The following is a 14,854-nucleotide window of genomic DNA, read 5'->3' on the forward strand; positions in this document are numbered from 1 at the left end:
CGGTGGCCCGACCCGACCGCATCCCGCAGGAGGTCCAGCAGCATGGCCAGAGAAACACGCCCGGACGGCACCGACGAACTGCGGGTCTTCACCCAGCTCCTGGAGGGCCGGAGGACCACCGTGGCCGCCGCGGTGGTGCTGAGCCTCCTGTCCGCCGCCGCCACCCTCGTCCTTCCCCTCCAGGTCCGCGATCTGGTGATGGCTCTGGCCGAGGACGAACGTCCCGTCGGCCCGCTGCTCATGATGGCGGGCCTCGCGGTGGGCGCCGGGCTGGCGACGGCGCTCTCCTCCTACCTGCTCGCCCGTGCCGGCGAGGGCCTGGTCTCCGAGGCGCGCTTCCGCATCGTCTCGCACATCCTGACCCTGCCGCTGCGGTGGGTCCGGCGTGAAGGGGCCGGCAACCTGGTCGCGCGCGCCAACTCCGACAGCACGCAGCTGCGTTCCGTGGTGGACGTCGGGGTGGCGCAGATACCGTCCTCGCTCTTCCTGGCCGTCGGCACCCTGATCGCCATGGGGGTGCTGGACTGGGTCCTGCTGCTCGTCGTGCTCGCCACCTTCTCGGTCGCCGGTGCCGGCATCTTCCTGTGCGTCCGCTCGATCCGCAGCGGTGTGGAGCGCCAGCAGAACGCCATCGGGACCATGTCGCAGCAGATGACGGCGGCCGTCCTCTCCCTGCCCACGGTCAAGGCGTTCCTCGCCGAACGCCAGGTGGCGTCCACGCTGGGCCACAGCATCGAGGACGCGCGCCGGGCCGCCGTGTCGGTCGCGCGGGTGACCTCCCTGGTCGGACCCACGATGCAGTTCGGCCAGCAGCTCTCGATCATCGCGGTGATGGTCACCAGCGGCGCCCGGCTGGCCTCCGGGGACCTGGGCATCGGCGAGTTCGCCGCCTTCATCGTCTACCTGCTGCAACTCGTCGCGCCGCTGACCCTGCTGGTCTCCGGTGTGGCCCGGATGCAGAGCGGCCTGGCCGCACGCGGACGGCTCAACAGCGTGCTCACCGTCGCCCCGGAGAGCTCCGGGGCGGCCTCCCCGGTCGAGCCGTCGCCGACCGCGCCCGCGGTGGAGTTCGACGACGTCACCTACACGGACGGCGGGCGCACCCTCATCCACGGGGCCGCCTTCGCGGCCCCCGCACGGGGGCTCACCGCCATCGTCGGGCCGTCGGGAGCGGGAAAGACGACACTGCTCGCGCTCACCGAGCGCTTCCTCCTGCCGGAGTCGGGCCGCATCTCCGTCTGCGGGCGGCCCGTCGAGCAGTGGCCCCTGCACCAGCTGCGCGGCGAGATCAGCTACGTCGACCAGAGCTTCACCCTGGTGGAGGGCACGGTGCGGCAGAACCTCCAGCTCGGACAGGACCAGGACCTGCCGGACGCGGACCTGTGGCGGGCGCTGCAGACGCTGGGGCTGCGCGGTGCCGTCGAAGCGCTGCCGGAGGGTCTCGACACCGAACTGGGACGGGCCGAGGACCTGTCGGGGGGCCAGCGGCAGCGGCTGGCGGCCGCCCGCGTCCTGCTGCGGGACACCCGCGTCGTCATCTTCGACGAACCGACCTCACAGCTCGACAGCGAGAACGAGGAACGGCTGCGGGTGCTGATGCGCTCCCTCGCCGCCGAGCGCGCGGTGATCGTGGTCGCGCACCGCATCTCCACGGTGCAGGACGCCGATCTGATCGTGGTCGTGGACGAGGGGCACCTCGTCGACCGGGGCACACACGAGGAGTTGCTGACGCGCTCCGCGCTCTACCAGGAACTGGTGCACGGGCAGTCGCTGCGCGACCCGGCGAGGCGGACGGCCGGCGCCGTCCCGGCGGATCCCGGCGCCGCGCCGTCCGGCGGCCCGGTGCCGTCCGCTCCGGTGGCCGGGGCGGTGTCCCGGTGACCGGTACGGCGGACGCGGGGGAACCTGTGGGAGCGCGCCGCCTGCTGGTGGTCGGGACCGGATCCGTGACCGCCGCGCATCTGCCCTTCTGGGCCAGTTGGCTGAAGGCCGGGCACCCGGGGACACAGGTGCGCTACGTCCTGACCAAGGCGGCCACCAGGTTCGTCACCCGGGACGCGCTGACCGCCATCGGCGGCTGCGACGTACTGGCGGACCGGTGGCCCGACGAGCCCGAGCCGAGGGCCCGGCACGTCGACCTCGCCCAGTGGCCCGACGCGGTCGTGGTGCTGCCGGCGACGCTCAACTACCTGGCCAGGCTGGCCGCCGGGCTGGGCGACTCGCCCTCCGTCCTCGCGCTTCAGTGCACGCGCGCGGCGATCGCGCTCGCGCCCGCGCTGCCGCCCGGCGGCGCGGAGAGCGCGGCGTACGCGGACCACACCGCCCGGCTCCGGGCGCGCCGCAACGTGGTCGTCGTCCCGCCCCACCCCGGCCGCAGTACGACCAGCGGGAAGCGCGAGGCGTGGACGCACGCGTCCTTCCCCGAGGTCCTGGCCGCGGCCGACGGGCTGCGGGCGGCGCTCGACGCACCGGACCCCGGCGGCCGCACGGGGCCCGAGCAGGAACACGCACCCGCCTGACACCTCACGGAGGTACGCATGACCACCGAAACACCCCGGCAGACCCGGCAGCGGGCGGCCTCCGAGGACAGCAGCGCGTACGGGGAGTCGCTGGCGGACGTCTACGACTCGCTCTACCCCGCCTCGGGGCCGGCTGTCGACTCCCTGGTCGCCTTCCTGCGGGAGCTGCGCCCCGCCCCCGCGTCGCTGCTCGAACTGGGGGTCGGCACCGGGCGGCTGGCGATCCCGCTGGCCCGGCACGGCTACCGGGTGCACGGCGTGGACGCGTCCCCGGCGATGCTGGCGAAACTCCACGAGAACGACCCCACGGGCGAGGTCACCACCTCGGTGGGCGACTTCGGCGCGCTGGCTGTCCAGGAGCGGTACGACCTCGTCCTCACCGCGCTCAACACCTTCTTCATGCTCCCCACCCAGGAGCAGCAGATCAACTGCCTGCGCGGCATCCACGACGCGCTCGCGGACGGCGGTGCCGCGGTCTTCGAGACGTACAACCCGCAGGTCTACCACCGGCTCACCGAGGCGACGACCCGGGTCGGCCATCCGGCGCCGGACGCGCTGCTGCTCGACACGATCCAGGTGAACCAGTCGCTCCAGTCCGTCCTGGTCGTCCACACGATCATGGAGTCCGGCCGGCTGCGGAAGGTGCCTGAGGTCAGCCGCTACGCCTGGCCCGCCGAGTTCGACGTGATGGCCCGGCTCGCGGGACTGCGGGTGACCGGCCGCTGGGCCGACTGGGACCGCAGCCCGGTCACGGACCGGGCGGAGAAACACGTCTATGTGGTGGAGCGCCAAAGCGTGTGACTAACTTGACGGGATGTTGTGTTAACGCAATACTCCAGTGAGTCAACGCGTTGCATCGGGAGGTGTGTGACATGGCTGGGCCGACGCTGGAGGTCGATGGCGTACGGAAGAGCTACGGCAGACGCCGGGCCGTGGACGGCATGTCCTTCGACATCCGCGCCGGCGAGCTGTTCGGCTTCGTGGGAAGCAACGGGGCCGGCAAGACCACCACGATGCGGATCGTCCTCGGAGTCCTCACGCCCGACGCGGGAGAGGTGCGCTGGCTCGGCCGCCCGGTCGGCTTCGACGCCCGCAGGCAGTTCGGCTACATGCCGGAGGAGCGGGGCCTCTACCCCCGGATGAAGGTCGGCGAACACCTGCGGTACCTCGGGGAGCTGCACGGCCTGTCACCGGCCGCCGCGCGGGTCGCGGCGGACCGGTGGACCGAGCGGCTGGAGCTCGCCCCCCACGCGTCCGAGGAGGTCCAGAACCTGAGCCTCGGCAACCAGCAGCGGGTGCAGCTGGCCGCCGCGCTGGTCCACGGACCGAGGGTGCTGGTGCTCGACGAACCGTTCTCCGGGCTCGATCCGGTGGCGGTGGACGTCATGCGCGAGGTGCTTGCCGAGCGGGCCGCCGACGGAGTGCCCGTCATGTTCTCCAGCCACCAGCTGTCGCTGGTCGAGCGGGTCTGTGACCGGGTGGGCATCGTCGGCGGCGGGCGGCTGATCGCCTGCGGGACGGTCCGGGAGCTGAGCGAGAACGCCGGCCGCCGGCTGCTGGTCGACGCCCCGGAGGCGGACGGGAACTGGGCCGCGGGACTGCCGGGCGTGGAGGTCGTGAGCCGCGAGGGCACCCGTACGCGGCTTCGCCTGGCGAAGGGCGCGGACGACCAGCGGGTGCTGCACGCGGCGCTGGCCACCGGGCCGGTCTCCGCCTTCGTGTCCGAACACCCGCCGCTGACCGAGCTGTACCGCGACCTGGTCACCGGGACGGACGAGCGGCCCGGGGGCGGTGAGCGATGAGCGCGACGACACGGACGCCGGACGGAGCCACCGGCCGCGACACACCGGACGGGGAGCGGAACCCCGCCTCGGACCGGAACACCGCGGGCCCGCAGGCCGGCCCCGGCGCGCTGTCGGCCCGCAGGGCGGTCGGCCTGGTCGCCCGGCGGGAGATCAGCAGCAGGATGCGGACGAAGTCCTTCGTCCTGAGCACCCTGGGGCTGTTGCTCGGGCTCGCCGCCTACGCCCTGGTCGTCGTCGTCGCCCAGGAGGGGCCGGCCAGGGTCGGTGTCGAACGAGAGGCCTCGGCGCTGCGCCCGGCGCTCGCCGCGGTGGCCGAGGAGACGGGTGACTTCGAGTTCGTCCCCGTCGAGGGCGACCGCACCGATCGGCTCCTGCGCGACGGGGAACTCTCCGCCGTGATCGGCGGCGGAGCCGACGGGCAGCTCACCCTGTCCGTGGAACACGAGGCCGACGAGGACCTGCTCGCCGTGATACGGGCCGCGGCCGCCGAGGAACGCGCCACCAGGGAACTGGAACGCGCGGGCGTGGACCCCGTGGAGTTCAGGCAACGCGTGGCCTCGGCCACGGTGCAGGTCGACGCCCTGGATTCCTCGGAGAACAGCGCGGCCGAGCAGTTCGCGCTGATCCTCGCCTCCACCGGTCTGCTGTACTTCTTCTTCGTTTTTTACGGGATCATGCTGGCGCAGGGCGTGGTGGAGGAGAAGACCAGCCGCGTCGTGGAGCTGCTGCTCTCCACCATTCGCCCCTGGCAGCTCCTCGCCGGGAAACTGATCGGGGTGGCCGTGGCCGGTCTCACCCAGCTCGTGCTGCTCGGCGGCGCGGCGGTGGCCCTCGCGCAGGGCACCGGCACCGTCACCCTGCCGACCGCCCCGGGCGGGGCCCTGGTGACGCTGGGTGTCTGGTTCCTGCTCGGCTTCTTCCTCTTCGCCGCCATGCTGGCCGCGGCGGCCGCGCGCGTCTCACGGCAGGAGGACCTCCAGGGGGTGGTGCAACCGGTGATGCTGCTCATCACCACGCCGTTCGTGCTGGGCATAGCCCTGCTGAGCAAGAACACGCACGACCCGTTGATCGAGTGGCTGTCGCTCGTACCGCCGCTCAGCCCGATCCTGATGCCGGCCCGCATGCTGCTCGGTACCGCCCCCGTCTGGCAGATCGCCCTCTCCCTGGCCCTGGCGGCCGCCGCGCTGGCCGCGATGACCCGGGTCGCCGGGCGGATGTACGCCAACAGCGTGCTGCGCAGCGGCTCCAGGGTTCCGCTCGCCGAGGCACTGAGGCTGCGCTGAGGAGGCCGCCCCCTGCCCGTCGCCTCCTGTCCGTCGCTCCCTGCCCGTCGCCCGCTCCTGCCCGTCGCCCGCTCCTGTCCGTCGCTCCCCGCTCCGGTCCGTCACCTCCCCCTCCTGTCCTTCGTCCCCCACTCCGGTTCTTCGTCCCCCACCCCTGTTCGCACCACACCCACCCGGCCCGCCGGGCCATCCGACAACTGAGGAGTACCTCATGAGCACCACCCTCTGGATCGTCATCGCCATCGCCCTCGCCGTCGCCGTGATCGCGGGGATCAAGAAGAGCCGGGGCTGACCCGCCCGATCGGCGCACGTCCCCGAGGGGGCTGTGCCCGCGCGTGGACCACGCGCGGGCACAGCCCCCTCGATCCGTCAGAAGCCGAGTTCGCCGGTGGCACCCCGGCGCAGCGGTGCCACCGCTGCCTCGTCGGCGACGACCACGCCCGTGAAACCGGCGGGGCAAAAGAACCGGTGGGCCGCCTCGACGACCGCGTCGTGCGGTACGCCCCCCAGCAGCGGTCCCCAGTTGTGCAGCCAGTCCGAACCGACACCGACGTGCAGCAGGTTCGCCAGACCGGACGCCAGCGCGCCCGGCGAGGACATCGCCGTAGCGGTGGAGCCGACCGCGTAGCTCCGGGCGGCGTCCACCTCCCCCGCCGACGGCGGCTCGGCCGCCATGCGCTCCAGCTCCGCCCTGATCACCGCGAGGGCCGGCGCGGTGTGCTCGGCGGCGGTGTCGGCCTCGACCATCAGCGTCGAGGCCCCCGGCACCGACTCCACGCCCGAACCGAGCTGGTAGGCGTACCCCTTCTCCTCCCGCAGGCACGCGACCAGCCGGGAGGCGAAGGATCCGCCGAAGACCAACTGCGCGAGATGCAGGGCCGGGTAACCCGGGTCCGTGCGGGGCAGCGCGGGGGCGGCGAGCCGGATCACGCTCTGGACGGCGCCGGGCCGGTCCACCCACAGCAGCGGTCCGCCCGCGAACCACGACGACGCGTCGGACCCGTCGCCCGCCGGCCCCGGCTCCCACGACCCGAAGACGTCCGTGACCGCGGCGACGGCGTCCTTCGGCCGCAGGTCACCGACCAGCACGAGCACCGCGCCCCGGGCGCCCAGATGCCGCGCGTGCAGTGCGGCCAGGTCGTCCGGTGTGCAGGCGGCTGCCGGTCCGGGTGACGGCTGTCGCAGGGCGGCGGTCCCGTCGCCGTACCGCCGCCGCAGCAGCGCGTGCTGCGCGAGGGCCGCCGGCTGGTGGGTGGCCAGCCGGATACGGCGTACCAGCGCCTCGCGTCCGGGGCGGACGGCGTCCTCCGTCAGCCGCGGCTCGCGGACGGTCTCGGCGAGCAGGGCGAGCACGTCGGGCAGGGCGTCGGCCATGGTGTGCCCGGCGAAGGTGAACCGGTGCGCGTCCGCGGCGGCGTCCAGGGTGGCGCCGTGTGCGGCGAGAGCGGCGTCGTGGGCGTCCGCGTCCCGGTGCGCGGTCCCCCGCAGCAGGGTCGTGGCCAGCAGCTGGCACCGGGTCACTTCACCGGCTTCCCGTGCGGTGTACGGGACGGTGAGGCGGATCTCCACGACGGGGACGACGGGGGCCGAACAGACCACCACACGCAGTCCGTTGAGGAGGGTGGTGTCGACGTCGGGCAGCGGCAGCCGCCCGCCCGCGGGGCCCGGCCCCGAGCCCCCGGTCACGCCGCCCTCCCGCGTACCCCGGCCGGTACGAAGCGCACGACCGCCCGGTGCGAGGAAGCGAGCCGGGCGGCGGCCCGGCTCACCTGCTCCCCGGTCACCCCGCTCCGTACCAGCTCCGGCAGTGTCTGCGTCAACTCGGCCTCGCCGAACAGTGCTTCGCGCAGGCCGAGCAGCTGTGCCCGGGTGCCCGGATCGCCGAGTTCGCGCAGCGCCCCCGCGGCCCAGCGCGCGGTCGTGGCACGCAGCAGGCCCGGGTCGACCCCGTCCTTCGCCAGTGTCTCCAGCGTGCCGTCCAGCGCGGCCAGGACGTCCTCGGCGCCGCGCTCGTGCACGGCGAACAGTGTCAGCAGATCGGGCCCCTTCGTGTCCAGCGGCAGCCCGAAGAGGCCGCAGCCCACCGAGAGGCTCGTCACCTGCGCGGCGGCCGGCCCGCGACGCAGCAGGGCCTGTCTGCCCTGGCCGAGCAGCGCGGCCAGGACCAGGTGCGCGAGGTAGTCGGCGCGCTCGGTCACCGGGTCCGGCATCCGGTAACCCACCGCCACGGCGGGCGTCCCGGCGTGCGGGTCGGCGACCGTCAGCCGCCGCTCCCGATCCGGTGACGGCTCGTGCGTGTCCGGCGCGGCCACCGACGGACGCGCCGGCACGGATGCGAAGTGGCCGCGCACGAGACGCTCCGCCGACCCCGGGTCGAACGCGCCGGTCAGTGTCACCACGGCGTTTCCGGGCCCGTAGTGGTCGGCGAAGAACCTTTCGCACCGCGGAATGCCGACGGCCGCGAGATCGGCGGTTTCGCCGTAACCGTCCCTGGTGTTCTCCGGGCGCGAATGCAGGGCGCCCGGCAGCACCCAGGGGAATGCGCCGTACGGACGATTACGCACCATGAGGCGGATCTCCTCGTCGATCACCGCGGTCTGCGTGCGCAGGGTCCGCGCGGAAAGGCAAGGGGCGCGCATTCGGTCCGCTTCGAGCGCGAGCAGCATTTCCACGGCGGAGGCCGGCGCGGCGGCGTAGTAGACCGTCACGTCCTGGCGGGTTCTGGCGTCACCGACACCGCCGGCGCGCTGGAGCCGGGGCAGATAGCCCTCGGGCGCCGCACCCCGGCCACCCTGGAAGACAAGATGCTCGAAGAGGTGCGCGAGGCCCGTGTGCTCCTCGGGCTCGGTCCGGAAACCGACGCCGTAGTGCACCGCGAGGCCGACCGAGGCGCCGACGGGATGCGGTGCCAGCAGTACCCGCAGACCATTGTCCAATTCCAGGCGGCGCAACTGAGTCCGGATCACCCGGGCGAGCATAGGCCGAGGCAACCTCCCACTCAACGGCGGGAGTTGACCGATAACGGCCAGTGTCCGCATGCGGCCAACTCCATTGCCATCGCGACACCGGCCGGGAAATGGTTCTGGCACGGCCGGAGAACGTGATCACCGAAATCGTCGATCCGGTCACCATCCGATTCCGCTCACACCCATGGGAGTGAACATGAACACCGAGTCCCTCATCGCCGGTTACTCCGCCTACGCCGCCGCCGACGAGATCGTTCCCGCGGTCGAGGCCCCGGGCGCCACCATCACCATCACCACCTCGTCGCAGGCGTGCATCTCCGCCGCGTCCGCCGTCTCGGCGGTGTCGATCGACAACACCTTCGACCACTCCTGCTGAATCGCGTGATCCGCTGAGAAGCAGGGCGGGTGCCCACCGCCGCAATCGGTGGGCACCCGCCCTGTCGCACGATAGCGGGTCGCCGGTTCCCGGCGGTCGGTTCACTCGTCCTGGTAGGACTCGGAGTCCTCGACGCCCGTGTCGGACAGCCCCAGGATGATGGAGGGCAGCGCCGACGACGTCAGCATCAGCGTGGTCAGCAGCCCGGGCATCCGCTCGATCACCCCGGGGGCGTTCTGGAAGACGACCATGAGCAGAACGACGGCCATGCCGGAGGCGATCGCGCACTGGTACCCGATGAAGGAGACCCGGTCGCGCAGCCCGCGCTCGCGTTCGTCCAGTCCCGCCACCGGCCGTTCGGCCACGCCCCGGGTCATCGAGCGCAGCACGCCCCACAGCAGCAGCCACAGGGCGAATCCCACGAGCCACCACGAGTCGGAGAACGCGTTGCCGTCCGAGACCAGTGAGAGCACCACCATGGCGGCGCTCAGCGCGCAGAGCGAGAGCGCCACGGGGCGCATGGGGCTGCGGACCGGGCCCGTCGTCACGTCGGAACCTTCCCGGCTCACGTGCGTTCCTCCTTTTTGTACAGCTGGGCAGACAGCGGGGTGAAGGGTCGACGACTGAAGATCGCTTCGACCGGAAGGTCGAACACGTCGCTGAAGCGGAAGGCCAGATCGAGGCTCGGGAAGTAGTCGCCCCGCTCGATGGCGCCGATGGTCTGCGGGTGCACCTCCACCAGTTCGGCCAGCGCGACCCTGCTGAGACCGCGCTCCGCGCGCAGCACTCTCAGCTGGTTGTAGATCGGCATTCCCTCGCGATGGCTCACTGGGCTCATGCGAGGAAATGTAGTGCTAACACAACAGCTCGTCAAGAAACAGCTACGGGAAGGTAGGCTTACCTGTGACCGACGTGCTCCCGAGCGTGCTCGTGCCGAACATGCCCGACACCCCGGACGCCCTGTGGCCCTTCGCCGAACTGGTGCGCGACACCGGCGCGCGCCGGTTGTGGACGGGCCAGTCGCTCAAGGTGGAGACCCACCAGGCGTTCGCCCACCTCGCCGGCGCCGGGGTGCGCGTCCCCGTCGGCACCGGCGTGACCCTGATGCCGCTGCGCCATCCCTACGAGGCCGCCCTGCAGGCCCGCTCCCTCGCCCTGCTGACCGGGAGGACGGTGGTGGCCGGATACGGCGTCGGCGCACCGGCGTTCGTGCGCAGCCTCAACGGACGGACCTGTCCCAGCCCGCGCACGATGGCCGCCGACTACCTGCGCACGGTCCGTTCGCTGCTCGACGGGGAGATCGTCGACCACGCGGGCGACTACCACGCGCTGCGGGGGCGGCTGATCCCCATGGACCACCCGGGCGTGGAGGTCGGCGTGGGAGTGCTGCGCCCCAACATGGCCCGCACCGCCGGCGGCGTCGCGGACGTCGCCATCACCTGGATGACCCCGCCCGGATACGTCGCCGGGACCCTGCTGCCCGCCCTGGAGGAAGGCGCCAAGGACCGGGACGCCCGCTGCCGCGTCGCGACCGTCGTCCACGTCGCGGTGGAGCGAGGCGGCCGGGACCCGTACGTCCTCGCGCACACGGCCGCCTCCGGGCATCTGGCGGCCGACCACTACACCGACATGCTGCGCCGCGCCGGTGTGCGGGCCGATCCGTCCGACCCGAGGGCCGGCGCCGCCGCCCTGGTGGACAGCGGCACCTACGTGTTCGGCTCGGCGGACCACATAGCCGCCCGCCTCGGCGAGTACCGGGGCGCCGGGGTGGACGAGGTGATCCTCAACTGCGGCGGGGTGCTCTTCACCGAGGGCCGGGACGCGGCGTTGCGGGACGCCCGGGAGATCATCGAGGCGGTCCGGCGGCGGCACGGTGGCTGAGCCGGTCACCGCCCGGGAAGCGGAACCGGTCACCGTGCGCGAGTACGGCACCCGCTATCTGCGGATCACCGTGCGACACCACGGGGGCACGGCCTTCAGCTGGCTGCGCGCACCCGGGCCGGCCCACACCCGTCCGCAGCGCCTTCCCGCGGCGGCGGTCGAGGCGGCCCTGCGCCGGGCAGACACGGCCGTCGGTGACGCGGCGGACGGTGACGCGGCGGACGGCCGGCCCGGCGCCCGGCTCGCCCTGGGGGAGTGGGCCGGCGGCCCGCCGCCGGACGGTGAGGCGCGCCAGGGCGTGCTGTACCGAGTGCAGGGCGCCGTCTCGGTGGCCCGGCTGCTGCCCTCCGGCGACAGCGCCGCCCACCGGCTCACGGTGAGCGCGCTGGCGGACGCGGGCAGGACACTGCGGCGGCTGCACCGGGAGCCGTGGGACTTCCCGCAGCGGCCGCCCCACCCCGGCCTGCGGCGGCTTCGCGCCTGGGCCGTGGAGGAGGAGAGCACCCCGGGAGCGACCCGGCTGCGCGCACTGGCCCGCACCCGGCTCGGCCCCTCGCTGTGGGCCCGCCTGACCGACTGGTCCGAGGCCGCGAACGAACCACCCGGCGGGTCGGGCGCGGTCCTGCTGCACGGCGCGCCGAGCACCGGCTGGCTGGTCCCCTCCGCCGCCGGCGGCCGGGCCGCCCTGCTCACCGGCGAGGAGGTCACCGGTGGCGACCCGGCCCTCGACCTCGGCTGGATTCTCGGGGAGCTGCACGAACTGCGCGCCGCCGCCGCACGCGGTCTCGGCGCCGCCGGGCAGGGACCACCGGTCGACTACCCGGCGGCGGCGCACGCCCTGCTCTCCGGTTACGCGGGCGGCACGGGCACCGCCGGCGTCACCGCCCTCCCGTCCGGCACCGAACGCGCGGCCACACTCCGACTCGCCGTCCACATGCGGGACTTCGCGTCGTTCGTCGGCTGGCACGAGGACCTGCGCCACTACTGCGACCTGCTGGCGGAGGCGCTCGCCGAGGACGGCACCCCCGCTCTCCAGTGGGGCACGGCCCCCGGGAACGTCAGTTCGTGACGACCGTCGTCGTCACCGTCACCGCGATGATCGCCGTCAGCGCGTCCTCCGCGGCCTTCACGACGTGACGCACCGCCGTCGCGGACCACCGGCCCCGTGAGACCGACTCCATGGCCGCCTCCACCCGGCGCCCGTCGGCGCCCGGGAAGGCCAGGCGGTGCAGTTTCGCCCCGTGCAGCAGGGCCACCAGGCTCGCCGTACGCTCGTCCGGCGCCGCGCCCTGCAGGACGACCGCGTGCAGGCGCTGCCGTACCGCCGCCTCCACCGAGCCGTCGGCCTCCGGGTAGCGGCGCACGGGGAAGAGGCCGAGCACCTTCTTCTTCTCCTCGCGGACCAGCCCCTTCCCGATCAGACCCGCGTTCGCCCGGGCCACGGCGTCCGTCTTCAGCCGGTTGATCCAGTCCTTGGTGCTGCCCGGCTTCTCCTTGCCGGCGACGGCCTCGAGCGCGGCGTCCAGGGCGGGCTCGCCCGGCGGCGTCGCGTCGACGACGGTGACCTCGTCGCCGGTCACGTCGATCCGGCCGGCCAGCGCGAGTTCCACCAGCGCGGCCGCGGCGATCGCCGGGGCGACCTTCGCCGACTCCTTGGCGGTGCCGGACTCGTCGTCCAGCGAGAGGAGCAGGAGCTGCTCGCCCAGGGTGGCCGGGACCGTCCCGGAGGTCTCCGTGGAGGTTGCCGTGGGGGGTTCCATCGCTGTGTCCGTTCCTTCGGTGTCCGGGTGGGGCCGGTCGTCGGTGAGGAAGATCCTCACCCCTGCCCTCTGGGACGCACCTACCCGCACCGCCGTTCCCGCACCACCGGTCCCGCGCGGCCGATCCCGGTCACCGGCTCCGGTCACCGGGACGCGGCCGTGCCGACGCCGTCCTGCCCCACCGGATCGGTGAGGCCGGAGGGTTCGCCGGCCGGCCCGAGGACGCAGACGCGCTGGGGCGCGGAGGCCGGCCCCGTCACCGCTGCCGGGGGTCGCAGCCGTCGGCGTGGCCTGTGGGGCGGACACGTCGGGCCCGTGACCTTCCGTCGGCCGCGCTGCCCCGGTCCTTCCGGTGACGCGCCACGTGGCGTGCCGGGCAGTGTGCCCCCCAGCCCCTGAGGCCGACGGTCTCCCGGCCCGGCCCAAGAGTCCCTGAGAAGTCCCACAGGCGAGGCCGAACCCCCTCCTGGCCCGCATACGCACAGGTCAGGAGGGATGTAGCGGTGTTGCTTCTGAAGATTCTCAGATGTCCCGGAAGAGACCAGCCAGCTCGTTGACCTGCGACGATGAGCGGGATTGGGGTGCTGACCTGGGGAAATGGTCTTTCAGTCGTTTCGCGCTCGTGCCACTTGATGAAGCCGAAAGTCCCAGAAGAGTCCCAGAGCACTCCCACGGCTGACGGAGGCTCTCTCGGCTTCACTCGATGTAGGGCAGCGTGGCGGGCCGGGGCTGTGAGCTGGAAGTCGGCCTTTGTTCCTCCGCGGCGATAGGCGGCTCAGGTTGCGTCCCGGGAGTGGCGCGTGCCGTCAGGCTCTGCTTGTCCTGTCCCACCCGCGTTGCGGCCACACCTACGCCCCGTGCGCCGCCGGGTTCGGTGTCGGCGTCCCAACCGCATACCGGCACGTCGCCGGAGCCATCGACGCCCTGGCCGCCCTCGTGCCAACCTAGGCACTCGTCGCGCTGGACGGGACACTGTGCCGATCGACCGGGTCGCCGTCGACCGTCCCTTACTCCGCGGAACGCAAGTAGCACGGCACGAACGTGCAGTTCATCACCGGTCCAGCGGGGCGACTGCTGTGGGCCTCGCCCGCGCTGCCCGACACAGTCCACGAAGGCCGCCCGCACCAACAGTATCCTCGACGCCCTGACCACAGCCGGCGTCGGACGCTTCGCCGACAGGGAGCCTTTTCAACCTGACCGGGTAGGCGGTCGGTTGGGGGCGAGGGGGCGGTGGCTTTGTTCCCGAGATTAGGCTCTGGTATGGCTTCTGTGGTGCCGAGAGGAAGCGCGGTGTCCGAGTCCGGAGCACGACGGGAACCGGCGGGTCAGAAGACTGACTCGAGGCGGGCAGAAGCCTGGTCGGCATAGCTCCACAGAAGTGGTGCCAGAACTCCGCGATGTGAACAGAGCCAGTCGCCCCGGCCGACCAGAGGCAGCAGGGCATCGCGGCGGCTGTGGGGTGAAGGGGCGTATCTGGGCGAGCAGGGGCGTCGTTGTGTCCCGGGTGAGCTTGTCTGGGTCTCGCTCGCTCTGGCGTGCGCGCCGGCAGCACCATGCGGCCGCTTCGTCGGCCAGTAAGCCATCGACCGCTCGCACGCAAGATCCGCGCGCTCGCCGAACAGCCCATGGCCACAAGCAAGAGCTGGCGCCTGCTGTGCAAACTCCGTTGCCTAAGCTTGACTCTGTCGGGGATCTTGAAGTTTTCCGGTGCGCCGACGTGAGCGGCGGGCATGCTCGGGATGTTCCAAGAGCCCATGCATGTTGCCGAGGTGTCCGTTGTCGCTCCGTCCTCGTTCCGGTGAGCAAGTCCCGCCTCTGACCGTGCAGACCGCGCGGGCGAGCAACCCGGCCGGTACGACGGCGATGTGGGTGAGAGACCGCCTGGACGGGCTGTGGTGCGACGAGGACTTCGCCGACTGGTATCCGCGTGACGGGCGTCCGGGCCTCTCGCCCGCCCAGCTGGCCACCGTGTGCGTGCTGCAGTTCCTGCTCGGTCTGTCGGACCGGCAGGCCGCCGAGGCGGTGCGCTGCCGCATCGACTTCAAGTACGCCATGGCCATGGAGCTGGACGATCCCGGCTTCCACCACAGCGTGCTGGCCGACTTCCGCGAACGTCTCACCGAAGGCGACCGCGCCGACCGCCTCCTCGACCTCGCGCTGGCCCGCCTCAAGGACGCCGGTCTGGTGCGCGAGCGCACCACACAGCGCACCGACTCCACCCACGTCCTGGCCGCGGTGCGCGACCTGACCCGGCTGGAGACGGT

At 72.7% G+C, this 14,854-nt stretch carries 14 protein-coding genes and 1 pseudogene; 10 read left to right on the forward strand and 5 right to left on the reverse strand.

What is annotated here, in order from left to right:
• Positions 1 to 42 precede the first annotated feature (42 nt).
• The 5 genes from TU30_RS28545 to TU30_RS28565 all read left to right on the forward strand — a co-directional run bounded on the left by TU30_RS28545 (position 43) and on the right by TU30_RS28565 (position 5,607).
• Positions 43 to 1,881 carry an ABC transporter ATP-binding protein gene (locus TU30_RS28545; protein WP_063837665.1) on the forward strand — a complete coding sequence of 613 codons (1,839 nt, stop codon included), beginning with the start codon at positions 43 to 45 and terminating at the stop codon, positions 1,879 to 1,881.
• Positions 1,882 to 1,907: 26 nt separating this feature from the next.
• The gene (locus TU30_RS28550; protein ID WP_078878573.1) at positions 1,908 to 2,519 is read left to right on the forward strand and encodes a flavoprotein; all 612 of its coding nucleotides are present in this window, start codon (positions 1,908 to 1,910) and stop codon (positions 2,517 to 2,519) included.
• An 18-nt stretch (positions 2,520 to 2,537) separates the two neighbouring features.
• Positions 2,538 to 3,320, forward strand: coding sequence for a bifunctional 2-polyprenyl-6-hydroxyphenol methylase/3-demethylubiquinol 3-O-methyltransferase UbiG (locus TU30_RS28555; RefSeq protein WP_042175371.1), 783 nt, complete (start codon positions 2,538 to 2,540; stop codon positions 3,318 to 3,320).
• A gap of 71 nt (positions 3,321 to 3,391) precedes the next feature.
• A complete protein-coding gene (locus TU30_RS28560) occupies positions 3,392 to 4,321 on the forward strand; it encodes an ABC transporter ATP-binding protein (RefSeq protein ID WP_042175375.1) in 930 nt (309 codons plus the stop codon).
• Positions 4,318 to 5,607, forward strand: coding sequence for an ABC transporter permease (locus TU30_RS28565; RefSeq protein WP_052479948.1), 1,290 nt, complete (start codon positions 4,318 to 4,320; stop codon positions 5,605 to 5,607). Before TU30_RS28560 ends, TU30_RS28565 begins: the two co-directional genes overlap by 4 nt.
• Before the next feature lie 369 nt (positions 5,608 to 5,976).
• Here the strand turns inward: TU30_RS28565 and TU30_RS28570 are convergent, their stop codons facing one another.
• Positions 5,977 to 7,293 carry a pitrilysin family protein gene (locus TU30_RS28570; protein ID WP_042175377.1) on the reverse strand — a complete coding sequence of 439 codons (1,317 nt, stop codon included), beginning with the start codon at positions 7,291 to 7,293 and terminating at the stop codon, positions 5,977 to 5,979.
• On the reverse strand, positions 7,290 to 8,573 hold the full coding sequence (locus TU30_RS28575) for a pitrilysin family protein (RefSeq protein WP_158719385.1): 1,284 nt from the start codon (positions 8,571 to 8,573) through the stop codon (positions 7,290 to 7,292). Before TU30_RS28575 ends, TU30_RS28570 begins: the two co-directional genes overlap by 4 nt.
• 196 nt (positions 8,574 to 8,769) lie before the next feature.
• On the opposite strand from TU30_RS28575, the gene TU30_RS36245 reads away from it, so the two are divergent.
• Positions 8,770 to 8,949, forward strand: coding sequence for a hypothetical protein (locus tag TU30_RS36245; protein WP_042175381.1), 180 nt, complete (start codon positions 8,770 to 8,772; stop codon positions 8,947 to 8,949).
• A 101-nt stretch (positions 8,950 to 9,050) separates the two neighbouring features.
• Here TU30_RS36245 and TU30_RS28585 read toward each other — a convergent pair whose 3' ends face one another.
• Positions 9,051 to 9,518 carry a hypothetical protein gene (locus tag TU30_RS28585; RefSeq protein ID WP_042175382.1) on the reverse strand — a complete coding sequence of 156 codons (468 nt, stop codon included), beginning with the start codon at positions 9,516 to 9,518 and terminating at the stop codon, positions 9,051 to 9,053.
• Positions 9,515 to 9,787 carry a helix-turn-helix transcriptional regulator gene (locus tag TU30_RS28590; protein WP_042175384.1) on the reverse strand — a complete coding sequence of 91 codons (273 nt, stop codon included), beginning with the start codon at positions 9,785 to 9,787 and terminating at the stop codon, positions 9,515 to 9,517. Before TU30_RS28590 ends, TU30_RS28585 begins: the two co-directional genes overlap by 4 nt.
• Before the next feature lie 65 nt (positions 9,788 to 9,852).
• Between TU30_RS28590 and TU30_RS28595 the strand changes: the two genes are divergently transcribed.
• Together TU30_RS28595 and TU30_RS28605 are read left to right on the forward strand one after the other, a co-directional pair.
• Positions 9,853 to 10,830, forward strand: coding sequence for an LLM class flavin-dependent oxidoreductase (locus tag TU30_RS28595; protein ID WP_370626726.1), 978 nt, complete (start codon positions 9,853 to 9,855; stop codon positions 10,828 to 10,830).
• Positions 10,823 to 11,899, forward strand: coding sequence for a hypothetical protein (locus TU30_RS28605; protein WP_052479949.1), 1,077 nt, complete (start codon positions 10,823 to 10,825; stop codon positions 11,897 to 11,899). Before TU30_RS28595 ends, TU30_RS28605 begins: the two co-directional genes overlap by 8 nt.
• Here TU30_RS28605 and TU30_RS28610 read toward each other — a convergent pair.
• Positions 11,889 to 12,590 carry a GPP34 family phosphoprotein gene (locus TU30_RS28610; protein WP_042175430.1) on the reverse strand — a complete coding sequence of 234 codons (702 nt, stop codon included), beginning with the start codon at positions 12,588 to 12,590 and terminating at the stop codon, positions 11,889 to 11,891. The genes TU30_RS28605 and TU30_RS28610 overlap by 11 nt on opposite strands.
• Positions 12,591 to 13,349: 759 nt before the next feature.
• Here TU30_RS28610 and TU30_RS37750 point away from each other — a divergent pair.
• Together TU30_RS37750 and TU30_RS28615 are read left to right on the forward strand one after the other, a co-directional pair.
• A pseudogene (locus tag TU30_RS37750) lies at positions 13,350 to 13,770 on the forward strand (IS5/IS1182 family transposase); the annotation flags it as partial.
• Positions 13,771 to 14,411: 641 nt separating this feature from the next.
• Positions 14,412 to 14,854 (forward strand): transposase (locus TU30_RS28615; RefSeq protein WP_234308009.1); only part of this gene is annotated, 443 nt, incomplete at its 3' end.

This window comes from Streptomyces sp. NBRC 110035 (assembly GCF_000829695.1).
Taxonomy (GTDB): Bacteria; Actinomycetota; Actinomycetes; order Streptomycetales; family Streptomycetaceae; genus Streptomyces.